Origin of the sequence: Pseudonocardia acidicola, from assembly GCF_012911935.1 — a bacterium.
GTDB lineage: Bacteria > Actinomycetota > Actinomycetes > Mycobacteriales > Pseudonocardiaceae > Pseudonocardia > Pseudonocardia acidicola.
On record NZ_JAAXLA010000113.1, the window covers coordinates 1 to 15,642 of the forward strand.

General features: G+C 73.0%; 14 protein-coding genes and 2 tRNA genes. 12 read left to right on the plus strand and 4 right to left on the minus strand.

Features of this window, described 5'->3' with window-relative positions:
- The coding region (locus HF526_RS32505; protein WP_169385493.1) for a response regulator transcription factor at window positions 1-631 on the plus strand (631 nt) is incomplete at its 5' end.
- A gap of 108 nt (window positions 632-739) precedes the next feature.
- On the opposite strand, the gene HF526_RS32510 is transcribed toward HF526_RS32505, so the two are convergent.
- The gene (locus HF526_RS32510; RefSeq protein ID WP_169385506.1) at window positions 740-1,012 is read right to left on the minus strand and encodes a GlsB/YeaQ/YmgE family stress response membrane protein; all 273 of its coding nucleotides are present in this window, start codon (window positions 1,010-1,012) and stop codon (window positions 740-742) included.
- 311 nt (window positions 1,013-1,323) lie between these two features.
- On the opposite strand from HF526_RS32510, the gene HF526_RS32515 reads away from it, so the two are divergent.
- Window positions 1,324-1,596, plus strand: a complete 273-nt coding sequence (locus tag HF526_RS32515; protein WP_169385494.1) for a GlsB/YeaQ/YmgE family stress response membrane protein — start codon at window positions 1,324-1,326, stop codon at window positions 1,594-1,596.
- A 15-nt stretch (window positions 1,597-1,611) separates the two neighbouring features.
- Here the strand turns inward: HF526_RS32515 and hisC are convergent, their stop codons facing one another.
- On the minus strand, window positions 1,612-2,664 hold the full coding sequence (hisC, locus tag HF526_RS32520; RefSeq protein WP_169385495.1) for a histidinol-phosphate transaminase: 1,053 nt from the start codon (window positions 2,662-2,664) through the stop codon (window positions 1,612-1,614).
- Window positions 2,665-2,720: 56 nt separating this feature from the next.
- Here hisC and HF526_RS32525 point away from each other — a divergent pair, with 56 nt between their 5' ends.
- The 4 genes from HF526_RS32525 to HF526_RS32540 all read left to right on the plus strand — a co-directional run bounded on the left by HF526_RS32525 (window position 2,721) and on the right by HF526_RS32540 (window position 5,774).
- Window positions 2,721-3,425: a dienelactone hydrolase family protein gene (locus tag HF526_RS32525; protein WP_169385496.1), complete on the plus strand. Its 705-nt coding sequence runs from the start codon at window positions 2,721-2,723 to the stop codon at window positions 3,423-3,425.
- A gap of 71 nt (window positions 3,426-3,496) precedes the next feature.
- Window positions 3,497-5,470: an acetoacetate--CoA ligase gene (locus tag HF526_RS32530; protein ID WP_239029433.1), complete on the plus strand. Its 1,974-nt coding sequence runs from the start codon at window positions 3,497-3,499 to the stop codon at window positions 5,468-5,470.
- Between the two features lie 81 nt (window positions 5,471-5,551).
- A tRNA-Ser gene (locus HF526_RS32535) sits at window positions 5,552-5,641 on the plus strand.
- A gap of 57 nt (window positions 5,642-5,698) precedes the next feature.
- Window positions 5,699-5,774 (plus strand) — tRNA-Arg (locus HF526_RS32540).
- Window positions 5,775-5,829: 55 nt separating this feature from the next.
- Here HF526_RS32540 and HF526_RS32545 read toward each other — a convergent pair.
- On the minus strand, window positions 5,830-7,083 hold the full coding sequence (locus HF526_RS32545; protein ID WP_338051912.1) for an MFS transporter: 1,254 nt from the start codon (window positions 7,081-7,083) through the stop codon (window positions 5,830-5,832).
- A 221-nt stretch (window positions 7,084-7,304) separates the two neighbouring features.
- Between HF526_RS32545 and HF526_RS32550 the strand changes: the two genes are divergently transcribed.
- The 4 genes from HF526_RS32550 to HF526_RS32565 are packed head-to-tail and all read left to right on the plus strand — an operon-like array spanning window position 7,305 to window position 11,486.
- On the plus strand, window positions 7,305-8,873 hold the full coding sequence (locus HF526_RS32550) for an ABC transporter substrate-binding protein (RefSeq protein ID WP_169385499.1): 1,569 nt from the start codon (window positions 7,305-7,307) through the stop codon (window positions 8,871-8,873).
- 34 nt (window positions 8,874-8,907) lie between these two features.
- A complete protein-coding gene (locus HF526_RS32555) occupies window positions 8,908-9,852 on the plus strand; it encodes an ABC transporter permease subunit (protein ID WP_169385500.1) in 945 nt (314 codons plus the stop codon).
- Complete coding sequence (locus HF526_RS32560) at window positions 9,849-10,637, plus strand: ABC transporter permease subunit (protein ID WP_169385501.1); 789 nt, start codon at window positions 9,849-9,851, stop codon at window positions 10,635-10,637. Before HF526_RS32555 ends, HF526_RS32560 begins: the two co-directional genes overlap by 4 nt.
- Window positions 10,638-10,676: 39 nt before the next feature.
- Complete coding sequence (locus HF526_RS32565; RefSeq protein WP_169385502.1) at window positions 10,677-11,486, plus strand: TauD/TfdA family dioxygenase; 810 nt, start codon at window positions 10,677-10,679, stop codon at window positions 11,484-11,486.
- A gap of 31 nt (window positions 11,487-11,517) precedes the next feature.
- On the opposite strand, the gene HF526_RS32570 is transcribed toward HF526_RS32565, so the two are convergent.
- Entirely contained in the window at window positions 11,518-11,916 is a 399-nt protein-coding gene (locus HF526_RS32570; RefSeq protein ID WP_169385503.1) for a four-helix bundle copper-binding protein, read from the minus strand.
- A gap of 448 nt (window positions 11,917-12,364) precedes the next feature.
- On the opposite strand from HF526_RS32570, the gene HF526_RS32575 reads away from it, so the two are divergent.
- Both HF526_RS32575 and HF526_RS32580 read left to right on the plus strand, forming a co-directional pair.
- Window positions 12,365-13,375, plus strand: a complete 1,011-nt coding sequence (locus HF526_RS32575; protein WP_169385504.1) for a cytochrome c oxidase assembly protein — start codon at window positions 12,365-12,367, stop codon at window positions 13,373-13,375.
- Between the two features lie 98 nt (window positions 13,376-13,473).
- A partial coding sequence (locus HF526_RS32580) for a heavy metal translocating P-type ATPase (RefSeq protein ID WP_169385505.1) occupies window positions 13,474-15,642 on the plus strand: 2,169 nt, incomplete at its 3' end.

Genomic DNA, 15,642 nt, shown 5'->3' on the forward strand with positions numbered 1-15,642 from the left:
GCCCCCGACCGCCGCGTCCGCCTCCGTGCTGCGCACCCTTCGCGCCGAGGGCGTACGGGTCAGCTCGGTCAGCGACGGCATCAGCGTGCTCGATGCCGTGCGCTCCGGCGGACCTGCGCTGCTCGTGCTCGACGTCGAGCTACCCGGACCCGACCAGGCCGCGGTGCTGGCCGCCGTGCACTCCGAGGCACCCCACGTGCCCGTGATCGCGGTGACCCCGCGCGAACGCCGTAGCGCCCTGCTCGGGCTGCTCCGCGGTGACCGCGACGACTACCTGCTGCGCCCTTTCCCGGTCGACGAGCTCGCCGCCCGGATCCGGCTCCGGCTCCGGCTGGGCCTCGCAACGGCGCACACCGTGATCCGCCAGGGCGAGCTGACCGTCGACACCGAGTTCGGTGAGGTCAGCGTGGACGGCCAGCCCGTCTCGCTGTCGCCCACGGAGTTCGCGCTGTTGATGGCGTTGCTGGCCGAGCCCGGTGCCGTCATGCCGCACGAGCGGCTGGCCCGGCGGGTGTGGTCCGAACCGGCGTCGGCGAACCTCGTCCAGGTCTACATCTCCTACCTCCGCCGCAAGATCGGCCCGGAGCGGATCCGGACCGTGCGTGGCGAGGGCTACGTGCTCGAGGGCTGATCCGCGCCCGCGAGCCGGCCCGCAGCGGCAGCGGCGGGCGACCCGGGTCGCCCGGATCGGCCGCCGCCCCCGGTGCCGGCGAGGATCGCGCCGCGCCGCCGCGGTGCGTCAGCTCCGCGACGCGGCCCGGCGCCCGGCCACCACCCGGTAGATCGCCAGCAACACGATCGCGCCGATGAGGCTGATCAGCCAGGTCCGGAGATCGAAGAAGCCGCCGGTGCTGATGCCGAAGGCCTTCGAGCTGATGAAGCCTCCCAGCAGCCCGCCGACGATGCCGATCAGCATCGTCACGATGATTCCGCCGGGGTCCTTGCCGGGCATGATTGCCTTCGCCAGGGCGCCGACGATGAGCCCGACGATGATCCAGCCGATAAATCCCATGAGTTTCCCTCGCCTACTCGGGGTGCCGAGAACGCCCACAGTATGGAGGCGGTGACGGATGTGCGCCATCCGGAGCAGTTGCTTCGGCCCTTCGGTTCCCGGTTCGGGGGAATCGGTTCCACCGATCGGACGGTGACGTTCGCAGCGGCCACCCGGGTGCTGAAGAATGGCGCGCCGACCACTCCGGGACGGCTCGCTACCTGCGACGACGCCATCCGTGTCTGTCCGGTGCGCCAGGCGTCGCGCTGTGCTACCCAGGGTGCGAAGCGGGCCGCGACGGGCTGTGGCCCGATCGACGTCGGGAGAAGTCCATGACCATTACCGGGGTCATCTCCGCTCTCGTATTCGGCCTGATCATCGGCGCGCTGGCTCGATTGATCCTGCCTGGAAAGCAGAATATCCCGATCTGGCTCACGATTCTCGTCGGCATTGTGGGAGCTTTCATCGGAACATTCATCGCGCGCCTGTTCCACGCCCCGACGCGGGGCCTGAACTTCATCGAGCTGATCCTGCAGATAGCCGTTGCGGTCATCGGCGTCGCGATCGTCTCGAGGTACTACGCCCAGCGGGGCATCAAGCAATAGCGCGTGGCGGCCCCGCTACCCGGCGAAGGACGTCGCGGCGGCCAGCAGGGCGTCGTTCTCCTCGGGGCTGCTGACGGTGACCCGTACCCCGTCCGGTGAGAACGGCCGGACGACGACCTTGCGGTCCAGGCAGTGCGCGGCGAAGGCGTTCGACCGCTCGCCGAGGGCCAGCCAGACGAAGTTGGCCTGCGTGGGCGGGACGGTGAAGCCGGCGGCCAGCAGCGCGTCGCGCACCCGGACCCGCTCGGACATCACCTCCGCGCACGAGGCCAGCAGTTCGGCGGCGTTGTCCAACGCGGCGATCGCACCGGCCTGGGCCACCGAGCTGACGCTGAACGGCGAACAGACCTTCCGCAGCGCCTGCGTGACCTCCGGGGCGCCGACCGCATAACCGACCCGCAGCCCGGCCAGCCGGTAGGCCTTGGAGAACGTCCGCAGCACGACGAGGTTGGGGTGCGCGTCGAGCAGGGTCAGACCGTCCGGCACGTCGGGATCGGTGACGTACTCGAAGTACGCCTCGTCGAGCGCGACCAGGACGTCCGGTCCGACGGCGGCCAGGAACCGCTCGAGCTCGTCGCGGGTGATCGCGGTGCCGGTGGGGTTGTTCGGGCTGCACAGGAGGATCAGCCGGGTGGCCGGGTTCACCGCCGCGGCCATCGCGTCGAGGTCGTGCCGGAAGTCCGGGGTGAGCGGCACGGTGCGGGCCGTCGCGGCACCGATCTGGGTCACGATCGGGTACGCCTCGAACGAACGCCAGGCGAAGACCACCTCGTCGCTGGTCTCCCGGCAGGTGATCTGCACGAGTTGCTGGCAGAGGCTGACCGAGCCGCAGCCCACGGCGATCCGCTCGGGCGCCACGTCGAGCTCCTTGGCCAGCCGGTCGGTCAGCGCGGAGACCGCCAGGTCGGGGTAGCGGTTGGCACCGGCCGCGGCCTCGGCGATCGCGGCGAGCACGGCGGGTGGCGGAGGCAGCGGAACCTCGTTGCTGGCCAGCTTGATCGACCCGGGGACGGCGCGGCCCGGTACGTACGCGGGCAGGCTGTCGAGATCGGCGCGGATCAGGGTCATGGGGCTCACCGTAGACCGGCGCTGTGCAGCCCGGACGTCCGTGCGACGCTGGTCGCATGACGGAGATCCGGACCGAGACCGTCCCCCTGGTCGACGGGAGTGAACTGCGCCTGACCGTGGCGGAACCGGACGGGTCCGTCCGCGGCGGCATCGTCGTGTTGCACGAGGCGCGCGGCGTCACGGACAACGTCCGCGGTTTGGTGGCGAGCATCGCCGGCGACGGCTGGCTGGCCGTCGCCCCGCACCTCTATCACCGCGACGGCGCCGACGAGCTCGACCCGGCCGACACCGAGCAGCAGGTGCAGGACCAGGTCAACCGGCTCGACGGCGAGCAGGTGATGGCCGACACCGACACCGCGTTCGGCTGGCTGGCCGACCACGAGATCACCACCGACCGGATGGGCGTGGTCGGCTTCGACCTCGGCGGTTCGGTGGCCCTGCTCGTCGCGGCCAAGCGCACGCTGGGCGCCGCGGTCACCGTGGCCGGCGGCGGGATCGCCACGCCGCTGTCCGGCGGCCTGCCGTCGCTGCTCGACGCCGCACCCGGGCTGACGTGTCCGTGGCTGGGCATCTACGGCGAGCCCGCCGACGGCGAGGTCAACCCCGAGCTCGAGCAGCTGCGCGACGCGGCGGCGGCCTCCGAGGTCGCGACGAACCTCGTCGTCTACCCGCGGTCCGGCTATCGGTTCGACGCCGATCCCGACGCCGCCGCCGACGCCTGGCAGCGCACCCTGAACTGGTTCGACTCGCACCTGCGCTGACCCCGGCCCGGCCAACCGGCCTCTGGGTCCGGGCCTGGCCAGCGGCGCCCGCGCCAGCCATGCTGACCGGCATGGCTGGCGTTGACACCGAGACCCCCGACGTCCTCTGGACCCCCGACCCCGACACCGCGAGCGCGATGGCCGAGTTCACCGCGTGGGTGCGGGAGCACCGCGGGGTCGACGCCCCGGACTACGCGGCGTTGCACGCCTGGTCGGTCACCGACGTCGAGGGTTTCTGGCCGGCGGCGGCGGAGTTCCTCGGGGTGCGGTTCCACGCCGCCCCCAGCGCGACGCTGGGGGCGGCGCAGATGCCCGGCGCGCAATGGTTCCCGGGGGCGACGCTCAACTACGCCGAGCACGCGCTGACGCCCGCTCCGGGCCGCGCGGACGACGACATCGCGGTCGTGTTCGCCCGGGAGGACGGGCTGGAGCGCACCCTCACCCACGCCGAGCTGCGCGACGCCGTCGGGCGGGCCCGGGCGGGGTTGCTGCGGATCGGCGTCGGGCGCGGGGACCGGGTGGTGGCGCTGGCGCCGAACTCGCCCGAGACGCTGGTGGCCTTCCTGGCCGCAGCCAGCCTGGGGGCGATCTGGTCGTCGTGCTCGCCGGACTTCGGGGCCCGCGCGGTGCACGACCGGTTCGCCCAGATCGAGCCGACGGTGCTGCTGGCCGTGGACGGCTATGTCTACGGCGGCAAGCGCTTCGACATCCGCCCCACCGTCGCCGCGTTGCAGGCCCAGCTGCCGACGCTGCGCGCGACCGTGCTGGTGCCCTACCTGGACCCGGCCGCGGACCTCGACCGGACGGTGCCGTGGGCGGAGTTCACCGGCGAGCCGGGGGAGCTGGCGTTCGAGCCGGTGCCGTTCGACCATCCGCTGTGGGTGCTCTATTCCTCGGGGACCACGGGCCTGCCCAAGGGGATCGTGCACGGGCACGGCGGCATCGTGGTCGAACACATGAAGGCGCTGCGGCTGCACCTGGACCTGGGGCCGGGCGGGCGGTTCTTCTGGTTCACCACCACCGGCTGGATGATGTGGAACTTCCTCATCTCCGGGCTGCTGGTCGGCGCGACGATCGTGCTGTTCGACGGCAACCCGGGCCATCCCGATCTCGGCGCGCTGTGGCGGCTGGCCGAGCGGCACCGGATCAGCTACTTGGGCACCTCGGCGCCCTACATCCAGGCCTGCTTGAAGGCCGGGCTGCGCCCGCGCGAGGAGTTCGACCTGTCCGCGTTGCGCGCGATCGGCTCGACCGGGGCGCCGCTGTCGGCGGAGGGGTTCCGCTGGATCGGCGACGCGGTCGGCGAGGACGTGCAGATCTGCTCGGTCTCCGGGGGCACCGACGTGTGCGCGGCGTTCGTCGGGTCCGCGCCGACGGTGCCGGTGTGGCTGGGGGAGATCTCCTGTGCGGCGCTGGGCGCGGCGGTGGTGGCCTACGACGAGAAGGGGCAGGAACTGCTCGACGAGGTCGGCGAACTGGTGATCACCAAGCCGATGCCGTCGATGCCGGTGATGTTCTGGAACGACCCGGACGGCACCCGGCTGCGGGAGGCCTACTTCTCCGAGTTCCCCGGGGTGTGGCGGCACGGGGACTGGGTGCGACTGACCCCGCGCGGCTCGTACGTGATCTACGGGCGCAGCGACTCCACGCTCAACCGTGGCGGGGTCCGGATGGGCACCGCGGACTTCTATGCCGTGGTCGAGGGGTTCGAGGAGATCTCCGACTCGCTGGTGATCGACACCACCGAGCTCGGCGCCAAGGACGAGGGGGCGCTGCTGTGCTTCCTGGTGCTGGCGCCCGGCGCGTCCCTCGACGAGCTCGAACCGCGGCTGCGCAAGGCGCTGCGCTCGGAGCTGTCCCCGCGGCACGTCCCGGACCGCTTCGTCCTCGTCGATGCGATCCCGCGCACACTCAACGGCAAGAAGTGCGAGGTGCCGGTGAAGAAGATCCTCGCCGGCGTCGCCCCGGACAAGGCTGTGAGCAGGGGTGCCCTGCAGAACCCCGACGCCCTGGCCCCCTTCCTCGACCTGGCCGGAACGCGCTGATCACCACCCTGGGGTGGGGGCCTTTGAACCCCGCCCCAGGGCATGTGTACTCTTGCCCCTGCTGGCGGCCGAGAGGCCCCGGGAGGCTTCGCCTAGTCTGGTCTATGGCGCCGCACTGCTAATGCGGTTTGGGGTCACCCCCCATCCCGGGTTCAAATCCCGGAGCCTCCGCGCTGGCGTGGCCGACTCCCGGGTCGACTGCGGCAGGTGGTACAACTGAAGATCGACGCGCCCGTAGCTCAACGGATAGAGCATCTGACTACGGATCAGAAGGTTAGGGGTTCGAATCCCTTCGGGCGCACCACATCAGCGAATTGATCGAATCGCCGGACGAGGCGCCCGCATCAATGCGACGGCCCTCAGAGCACGCCGCGTCGCGCAAGCATCCCGATCACGACCGCGCTCGCCGTCGGTACGACCGCAAGCACCAGCCAGGGGACGACCGGCGCGGCGACCGTGGGGTCCAGGAGGACCCCGACCGCGGTGCTCCCGACGAGGACGGCCAGCCCGCCTGCCGAGGACAGCACCCCGAAGTGCGCCCCCAGCCGCCGCTCGCCCGCCAGCCGCGGAACGAGGTCCTGCGCGATCGGTACGGCCAGCATCTGACCCCCGGTGAGAAGCACGACGAGGCCCGCCGCCGGCCACAGCGCGGCGGTGCCCGACACCGGTGGCAGCACGACGGCGAGGGCGACGAGCAGGAAGGCCGCGGCCATCAATCCGAAGCCGAGCACGATCGCGTGGCCGCCGCCGATCCGGCGCGCCCACCGGGTCGCGGGCAGTTGACCGACGATGACCATCACCGACGCCACGACGAACAACCAGCCCAGCGCCGCCTGGCTCCCGGTCGCGCGCCGCAGCTCGGCAGGCAGTGCGAGGTAGAGCTGGTTGTAGCAGAGCAGGTAGCCCGAGTAGCCCGCGGCGAAGGCGAGGAACCGCCGGTTCCCGAACACCTCCGACCAACCCGCGAGCATCGGCTCGCCCGCGTCCGGGGCCGCCCGCCGCGGCAGCCACCGGGCGTGCGCCAGTCCGATGAGGACGAATGCGCCCGCAGCGGCGAGGCAGGCCAGCCGGAAGTCCATGAGCAGTAGCGCCGTCCCGATGAGCGGCCCGGCGACCGAGCCGATCTGCCCGCTCACGGCGAACATCGCGAACACGTCGGCGCGCGCCGGTCCTCCGATCTGCTGCTGCTCGCCGGCCTCGCGGGCCAGCGACGACTCGACCGCCGGCGAGAACAGCGCCGCCGCGAACCCGGTCAGCATCGCCCCGGCGAGCACCCCCGGTAGACCGCCCGCCGTGCCCAGCAGCACGAACCCGAGCACCCGCAGCAGGCAGCCGGCGAGGATCACCGGTTTGGCCCCGAGCCGGTCGGCCAGCGCACCGCCGACGACGAACAGCCCCTGCTGGCTGAACGTGCGCAGGCCGAGCACGAGACCGACGACACCGCCGCCGAGCGCGAGGTCGTCCACCAGGTGCGCCGCGAGGTACGGCAGCACCATGTAGAAGCCGACGTTGAAGGCGAGCTGGGTCAGCACCAGCAGGCGCATCACGGTCGGCAGCCGCCTGAAGTCGCCGAGCAGCCGCAGCCGGCGCACCGCGCCCGAGATGGCCGTCACGCCGGTTCCAGGCTCATTGCTGCCCATTACTAGCACCTGCAGTACATCGGTGCCGGACTGCCCCCGATGTCCGCTCCGCGGTGCTCTCGGTGCCCATGGGAGGATTGACACATTGTTCCGATGAACAGATGATCCGAGCGAGGCCCCGACCACCGCGACGGGGGTGCCTGTACGTCCCGCCGCGCCCGGTCCCCGCCGGGCTCCTCCGGAAGAGGTGCTCGATGTCCACCCCGACTGCCCCCGCGGCCTCACCAGCCCGCCGCCGGCCCCGTCTCGGCGCGGCTCTGCTGTGCGCCCTGCTCACCACGCTGGCGGCTTGCTCGTCGGCCGGCCCGGCGCCCTCCGGCGTGGCCGTGCCCGACGGCGAACTGCGCATCGCGTTCCAGTTCGCGCCGCGGTCGGGGTACGCGCTCGACACCGACGACGCGTTCGTGCTGTCCCAGATCGGCAGTGCGGAGACGCTCGTGGTGGCCGGGCCGGACGGGACCGCCGAGCCGGCGCTGGCCGCCTCGTGGGCCCGGGTGGACCCGCTCACCTGGCGGTTCGAGCTCCGGCCGGGCGTCAGGTTCCACGACGGCAGTGCCGTGGACGCTGCCGCGGTCGTCACCGCGCTCAGGTGGGTCACCGGCGTCGCGGCGCCGCCGCGAGCGCTCAAGGGCACCGGCCTGATCATGGCGGCCGACGGAGCCGCCGCGGTCCGGATCACCACCGCGAAGCCCGATCCGATCCTGCCGCTGCGGCTGACCAGCCCGAACACGGCGATCCTCGCGCCCGCCGCCTACACCGGATCCGGGCCGCCCCAGGTGCTCGGCACGGGCACCGGGCCGATGCGCCTGACCGCCACCGACGGCACCCAGAGCGTCACCCTGGAGCGCAACGACGCGTACTGGGGCGGGCGGCCGGCGCTGGCGAAGGTCATCGGCACGTTCGTCCCCGATCCGTCCGCCCGCGCCCTGTCCTTCCGGGCAGGCGATGTCGACATCGCCCAGGGTCTGCCCGAGCCGGCCGTGCTGGAGCTCTCCGGGACGCCGGGCGTCGACGTGCAGACCGTGCCTGCGCCGCGGACCGTCTCGCTGTTCATGAACCAGTCGGCCGCGCCGTTCTCCGACATCCGGGTTCGGCAGGCCGTGCAGAAGGCGATCGACCGGACCGCGCTGGCCGAGCAGGCGCTCGCCGGCGCCGCGGTTGCGGCGTCCGAACTGTTCGGCCCGGCGGTGCCGTGGGGCTCGGCCGAGCCGCCCGCGCCACCGGACGTCGCGGCTGCCCGGGCCCTGCTCGCGCAGTCGGGGTACGGCCCGGACAACCCGCTGTCGGTGCGGCTGTGGACCTACCCGAACCGCCCCGAGCTGCCGGTGCTCGCCACCGCGGTCCAGGCGATGCTCAAGGCTGCGGGCATCGACACGCAGATCCGGGTCGCGGACTACAGCACCCAGGAGGCGGAGGTCCTCGGCGGGCGCTACGACCTGTTCATCCTCTCGCGCAGCTACCTCACCGATGTCCCGGACGCGGCCGGGGTGCTGTCCAGCGACTACACCTGCGCGGGCTCCTACAACCTGGACCGGTACTGCTCACCGCAGTTCGACGGGATCGTCGCCGGGCTACCGGGGGCCTCGGACACCGCCGCCCGCCAGAAGATCTTCCGCGCCGCCGCGGCCAGGCTCGTCGCCGACGCGACAGGCGTCCCGCTGGTGCACTCGCAGGAGAACGCGGCCGCCCGCAACGTCATCGGCTTCCGGGCCGACCCCGACGGCAAGCGGCTCGTCACCGCCCAGCTGGCGAAGACCGGGTGAGCGAGGAGCCGCTCGTGGATCCGGCGCGGTAGTCGTGGCCGCGATCCTGCTCCGGCGACTGTCGCCGCTGCCCGCCGTCGTCCTGGCGGCCGCGGCGCTGATCTTCCTGCTGCCGCGGATGGCCGGCATCGACACCACCCGCGCGGTGCTGCGCAGCCGGGTCGCCGAGGCGGTGCCCGACCCCGAGGTGGCCGCCCGGGTGACCCGCGAGCTGGGGCTCGACGCCTCGCTGCCCGAGCAGTTCCTGCGCTGGCTGGGCAAGGCGCTGACCGGGGACCTCGGCCTGTCGTTCGCCACCCGCACCCCGGTGCTGCCGCCGCTCGCCTCGGCGCTCGGAGTGTCGGCCGTGCTCGCCGCGGCGGCTCTGGCCATCGCCGCGGCTGTCGGCATCCCGGCCGGCGTGCAGGCCGCCCGGCGGCCCGGCGGCCTGCTGGACCGGACGGTCACGGGGATCGCCGTGCTCGGGGTCGCGGTGCCGGAGTTCATCCTCGCCCCGGTCCTGGTACTGGTCTTCGCGATCGCCGTCCCGGTGCTGCCGGCGACCGGCTGGGGCGGGCCGGCGCATGTGGTGCTGCCGGCGGTCACCCTGGCGGCGTTCCCGGCGGCGCTGGCCGCGCAGCTCGCCCGCGCCGAGACCCGCGACGCGCTGGCCCGTCCGCACGTCGCGGTGGCCCGCGCCAAGGGTCTGCGCGAACGCACCGTGCTGTGGCGGCACGGCGCGCGGCTGGCGCTCGCCTCGGTGACGTCGTTGTCCGGGATGTTCTTCGCCGGCCTGCTGAGCGGGGCCGTCGTCGTCGAGGTGGTGTTCGCGGTGCCGGGGCTGGGCCGGTTGCTCTACGACGCCGTGATCGCCCAGGACCTGCCGGTGATCCAGGCCGGGCTGCTCGTCGTGGTGGTGATCGCGGTGCTGGCCGGCATCGCCGCGGACATGATCCAGCTCGCGACCGACCCGCTGGCGCGGTCGGCGGCGGTGTCGTGAACCGGCGCCGGATCGCGAACGTCGCTGCGCTCGCCGTCACGGTGTTGCTGCTGGTGGCGGCCCTGCTGCCGCTGGACGCGGTCGGCACCGACCTGGCCCACCGATTCGCCGGCCCGTCCTTCGCGCACCCGCTCGGGACCGACCACCTCGGGCGCGACGTCTTCGCCCGGCTCGCGGCCGGCACCCGGTTCTCCGTCGGGTTCACGCTGGTCGCGGTGGTGGTGTGCGCGCTGCTGGGAACAGGTACCGGCCTGCTCGCCGGGTACGCCGGCGGTGCGGTCGCGCAGGCGCTGCAGCGGACGATCGACGTGCTCATCGCCGTCCCCTCCATCGTGCTGGGGCTCGTCCTCGCGACGATCCTGCAGCCGGGACCGGGCGCGCTGCTGCTCGCAGTGATCATCACAGGCTGGACGCCCTTCGCCCGGCTGGCCTACCAGCTGACGGTGCGGGAGGCGGCCCGGGAGTACGTGGAGGGGGCGGTGGCGATCGGGGCCGGCCGGGCCCGTATCGCGTTCCGGCACATCCTGCCCAACGCCGCCCGGCCGCTCACCGCGCACGCCTGCCTGCGCTTCGCGAACGTGCTGCTGTCGATCGCGGGCCTGTCGTTCCTCGGCCTCGGTGCGCAGCCGCCGACCCCGGAGTGGGGCGCCATGCTCGCCGAGGGCCGGACCTACCTGTTCGTCGCACCGACGCTGGTCCTGGCCCCGGGCGCGGCAGTGGTGGGCGTCGCCCTGTTCGTCACCCTGCTGGGGCGGGCCCTGGAACGGCGCTGGAGTAGCGAATAATCTGCAGTTGCTACTGACTGGCGACAGATGAGGGCGGCGATGGCGGCGACCGACGGGAACGGGCGGCGGACGGGAACGGTCCGGCCGGAGCTGAAAGATGTCCTCGGCGCGGTCGGGGTGGTCCCGGCCCGGGTCGCGGACGCCGACGCCCGGGCGGTACTGGACCGGGACGGCGTCGCGATCCTCACCGGCCGCTCCGCCGACCCCGAGAACCTCGTCACCGCGGCCGCCGCGACGCTCGGCGGCCGGTTGCGGCAGGTCTTCCCGATCCGGCCGCAGGGCGGTGTGGACTCCGGTCCGCTGGGGCTGCACTCCGACGGCGCCAACGTCGTCGTCGACGTGCACGGGCGGCTCACCCGGCTGCGCGACCCGGACGAGGACTATCTGTTCCTGCTGTGCACCGCACCGGCGCCCTCCGGCGGAGACTCCGTCCTCGTCGACGGGTACGCACTCGTGGAGACGCTGCGCACCGCGCGGCCGGAGCTGCACGCCTTCCTGACCGGCTGCGACGTGGACTACTTCGGCAGCTGGGCCGACCCGCCCCGCGGGGTGCCGGCGACCCCGCTGGTCCGCCGTCTCGTCGAGCACACCCGCGCCGGCCGGCGTGTGGTGCGCGCCAGCGACTACGCCGCGCCCGTGCCCCGTGAGCCGCGCAGGGACTCCCACGCCGCGCTGCTCGACGAGTACTCCGACGTGCTCGCCACCGCAGCCGAGTGCGCGCCCCGGTTCCGCCTCGAGGCCGGCGAACTGCTCGCCATGGACAACTACCGCTTCCTGCACGGCCGCGACGGATTCCGCGGAGAGCGACAGGTGCACGTGCTCACCGTTCGCTCGGCCGACGCCTGGTAGCAGGGATGCCGCCGCTGTGCCGGGACCCGGCTCAGGATCTGAGGGATTTCTCCAGCCGCTGGAGGGCCTCGGCGCACCGCTTGGCGCTCTCGGAGTGCAGGCGGCAGTGCTCGTACTGAGCGGCGTGTGGCCCGCAGGCCGCGGCGCTGGCCTGGCAGGCCAGCGCACAGGCGTGCACGACGGATCCGACGATGTTCAGGTCGGTCGCCGGGCCTCGGGACAGGACGTGTTCGGTCGCGTCGCACATGTCCGCGCAGTCGAGGTCTCGGCGCACCTCCGTCACCATGCCGCCGACCTCGACCATGGCCATCGCACAGGCGTTCGCGGCCTGCTCGCACTCTCTGAGAGCGTCGAGCACCGTGGCGAGTTCGGCGTGGGCCGGGACCGGTCCGGCTCCGGCGCTGTCGATGACCTGCAGAGTCTCGGTCACTGGTCTGCTCCTCACCGTCGACCAAGGGCAACCATCCTCCGCGCCCCTGGAATGCGCCAGTGGTCGCGGCGATCGTGTCCGGGAACCGAGGAGACAAGGGGTAGCGGCCGGAATCGGCGAGATGTCATCGTCGGCAGGCTCGTCGCCATCTGGGTCGCAGCCGTCCTCGTCCGGCGCCACGGACGCATCGAGCAACGCCGGGACACCGCCGCCGACCAGGCCCGGAACGAGTCCGCAGCTGGATGACGACCCGCTGCCCCGGGAACCATCGGGGGCACGGGGCAGACTGTTGGGATATGGGCATGGATCGGCGCGCGGCAGCTGCTGGCCGGCCCGGCGAGGCTGGACGGGTTACGTCCGAACACCGTGCCGGGCCGGCGCCGCAGCGTGCGCGGTGTGGGTGGGGTGCGTGGGCTCCAGGGCCCAGGGCTTGGCCGGAGTGTCGGCGATGATCGATGTCCCGCCGCGGGCGGCGACGGTGTTGTCGACCTGGACGCAGGCTCCGATCGCCGACGGCCTGATCGTGATCGCCACGTTCGGCTATCTGGTGCTCGCCGTGCGGGCCGGCCGGATCGTGGAGGGCGGCCGCTGGCCGTGGCTCAGGGTCGCGGCCTGGCTGGCGGCGATGGGAGTCCTCGTCATCGCCCTCGACAGCGCGGTCGCCGTGTACGGGGACGTGTTGTTCTGGGTGCACATGATCCAGCACCTGCTGCTGATCATGGTGGTGCCGGTTCTGGTGATCTGGGCGCAGCCGATCCGGCTGCTGCGCACCGTCTCCGGCCCGCGCGGGCAGACCCGCCTCGAACGGGCCGTCGCGTCCCGGGTCGTCCGGGTGCTCACCTTCCCGCCGATCACCCTGGCGTTCTACGCCGCTGTGGTGGTGCTGACCCACCTCACCGGCTTCCAGCAGCTCGCCGCGACCGATCACACGGTGCGCGCCCTGGAGACGGCGCTGTACCTGCTGAGCGGGTACCTGTTCTTCCTGCCGCTGGTCGGCTCCGAGGCCGGCCCCTGGTCGCTACCCTTCCTGCTGCGGTTCGTCCTTCTCGTGGCGGCCATGGGCGTCGACACGCTGGCGGGGGTGGCGCTGATGCTGACCAGCACGCCCCTCGCGCCGGCCTACGCGGCAGCGCACCCGGGGTGGGGGCCCGGCGCGGTACCCGACCAGGGCGTCGCCGGCGCGGTCATGTGGTTCGGCGGGGACGGGCTGATGATGCTGCTGATGATCGCGGTGGGCCTGCAGTGGGGGCTGGCGGATCAGGACCAGCAGGGCCTGGGCTCCTGGCTGGAGGGCGCCCGCCGGCGGGCCTTGCTCGGGCCCGGCGGAGCCGACGAGAACGCCGGCGATGTCGACCAGGACCAGCGCGCACTGGATGCCTACAACGCGATGCTCAAGTCCCTGCACGGCCGCCCGGCCATGCCGGGCCAACCGTCCGACCGACCCGATCCCCACGGCTGACGTGCCGAGAAAACGACCTGGAGGCGATTCCGACGACCACCGCTGCCACCTCGCAAGCCCCTGCGGAGTTGCGGAGGTACGACATCCTTGTCGGTGGCATGACCTGTGCCGCCTGCGCGTCGCGGGTCGAGCGCAAGCTGAACAAGCTCGACGGCGTTCAGGCGACCGTCAACTACGCGACCGAACGCGCCCGGGTGCAGTGCCCGGCCGACACCGATCCGCGGCTGCTGATCAGCCAGGTGGAGCGGGCCGGCTACACCGCGCGGCGGGTCGACGACGTGCGCGACGCCGAGGACGACGTCGACCACGACGACCGGATCGCCGACCTGCGTCGCAGGCTGGCGGTCGCGGCCGTGCTGGCGGTGCCGGTGTGCGACCTGTCGCTGGCCCTGTCGCTGTTCCCGGAGCTGCGTTTCCCCGGCTGGCAATGGGTGTGCCTGGTGTTGGCCGCCCCGGTGGTGGCCTGGTGCGCGTGGCCGTTCCACCGGGCCGCGCTCAACGGTCTGCGCCACCGCACCTCCTCGATGGACACGCTGGTGTCGGTCGGGGTGCTGACCGCCTCGCTGTGGTCGCTCTGGGTCATGGTCAAGGGGGGCCAGCTCGCGCCCGGGCTGGGACACGGGTTGTCCGTGCTCAACGGCGGTGACCACGCGTTGTACCTCGAGGTCGCCGCGGGCGTCACGACGTTCCTGCTGGCCGGGCGCTACTTCGAGGCGCGGGCGAAGCGGTCCGCCGGCGCGGCCATGCGGGCGCTGCTCGCGCTGGGTGTGAAGGACGTGGAGGTGCTGCGCGACGGCGCGGCCGTCCGGGTGCCGATCTCCGAACTGGTGACCGGTGACCGGTTCGTCGTCCGGCCCGGGGAGCGGGTCGCCACCGACGCGGTCGTCGAGGAGGGCCGCTCGGCGCTGGACACCAGCATGGTCACCGGCGAGCCGGTGCCGCGTGAGGTCGTGCCGGGTGACGAGGTGATCGGTGGGACGGTCAACGCCGGGGGCCGGCTGGTGCTGCGTGCCACCCGGGTCGGGGCCGCCACCCAACTCGCCCGGATGACCCGGCTGGTCGAGCGGGCCCAGGAGGGCAAGGCCGCGGCACAACGGCTGGCGGACAGGGTCGCGGCCGTCTTCGTGCCGGCGGTCCTGGTGCTCGCAGGCGTCACGTTCGTCGGCTGGCTGGTCTTCGACGGGACGGTGGCCGCGGCGGTCACAGCCGCGGTCGCGGTGCTGGTGGTGGCGTGCCCGTGTGCGCTGGGGCTGGCCACGCCGACCGCGGTGCTGGTCGGCAGCGGCCGTGGCGCCCAGCTGGGCGTTTTCATCAAGGGGCCACAGGCTCTGGAGTCGACCCGCCGCGTCGACACGGTGGTGTTCGACAAGACCGGCACCCTGACCGAGGGCCGGATGCGCCTGGTCGACATGCGAACCGTCCCCGGAGTGAGCTCCGACGAGCTGCTCGCGGTGGCCGGGGCCATCGAGCACGCGTCCGAGCACCCGATCGCTGCGGCGGTCACCGCGGCGGCCACCCAGCGGCTCGGGGACCTGCCCGAGGTGGCCGACTTCGAGGCCCTTCCGGGCCTGGGGGCCCGCGGCGTGGTCGACGGCCGCACCGCGGTGCTCGGCCGGGCCCGGCTGCTCACCGACCAGGGCCTCACGGTGCCCGATGTCCTCGAGACCGAGCGCGCCGAACTGGAGGCCCGCGGCGTCACCGTCGTCCTGGTCGGCTGGGACGGGGCCGCGCAGGGCCTGCTCGCCGTGGCCGATCAGGTGCGCCCCGGCAGCCGGGCCGCGGTGGCGGCGCTGCGCGGTCTCGGCCTGCACCCGGTGCTGGTGACGGGGGACAACTCCCGCACCGCGGCCGCGGTCGGGGCGGAGGTCGGCATCGATGAGGTGATCGCGGAGACGCTGCCCGAGGGCAAGGTCGACGTCGTACGGCGGCTGCAGCAGGAGGGCCGCAGCGTTGCGGTCGTCGGTGACGGCATCAACGACGCGGCCGCCTTGGCCACGGCCGACCTGGGCATGGCGATCGGGCACGGCACCGACGCCGCCATCGAGGCCGCCGACATCGTGCTCGGCCGCGAGGACCTGTCCGTGGTGGCCGACGCCGTACAGCTGGCGCGGCGCACGCACCGCACCATCCGGTGGAACCTCGTCTGGGCGTTCGGCTACAACCTCGCCGCGCTGCCGCTGGCTGTCGCCGGACTGCTCAACCCGCTGATCGCGGGCGCGGCGATGTCGATGTCGTCGGTGTTCGTGGTCTCGCACAGCCTTCGGCTG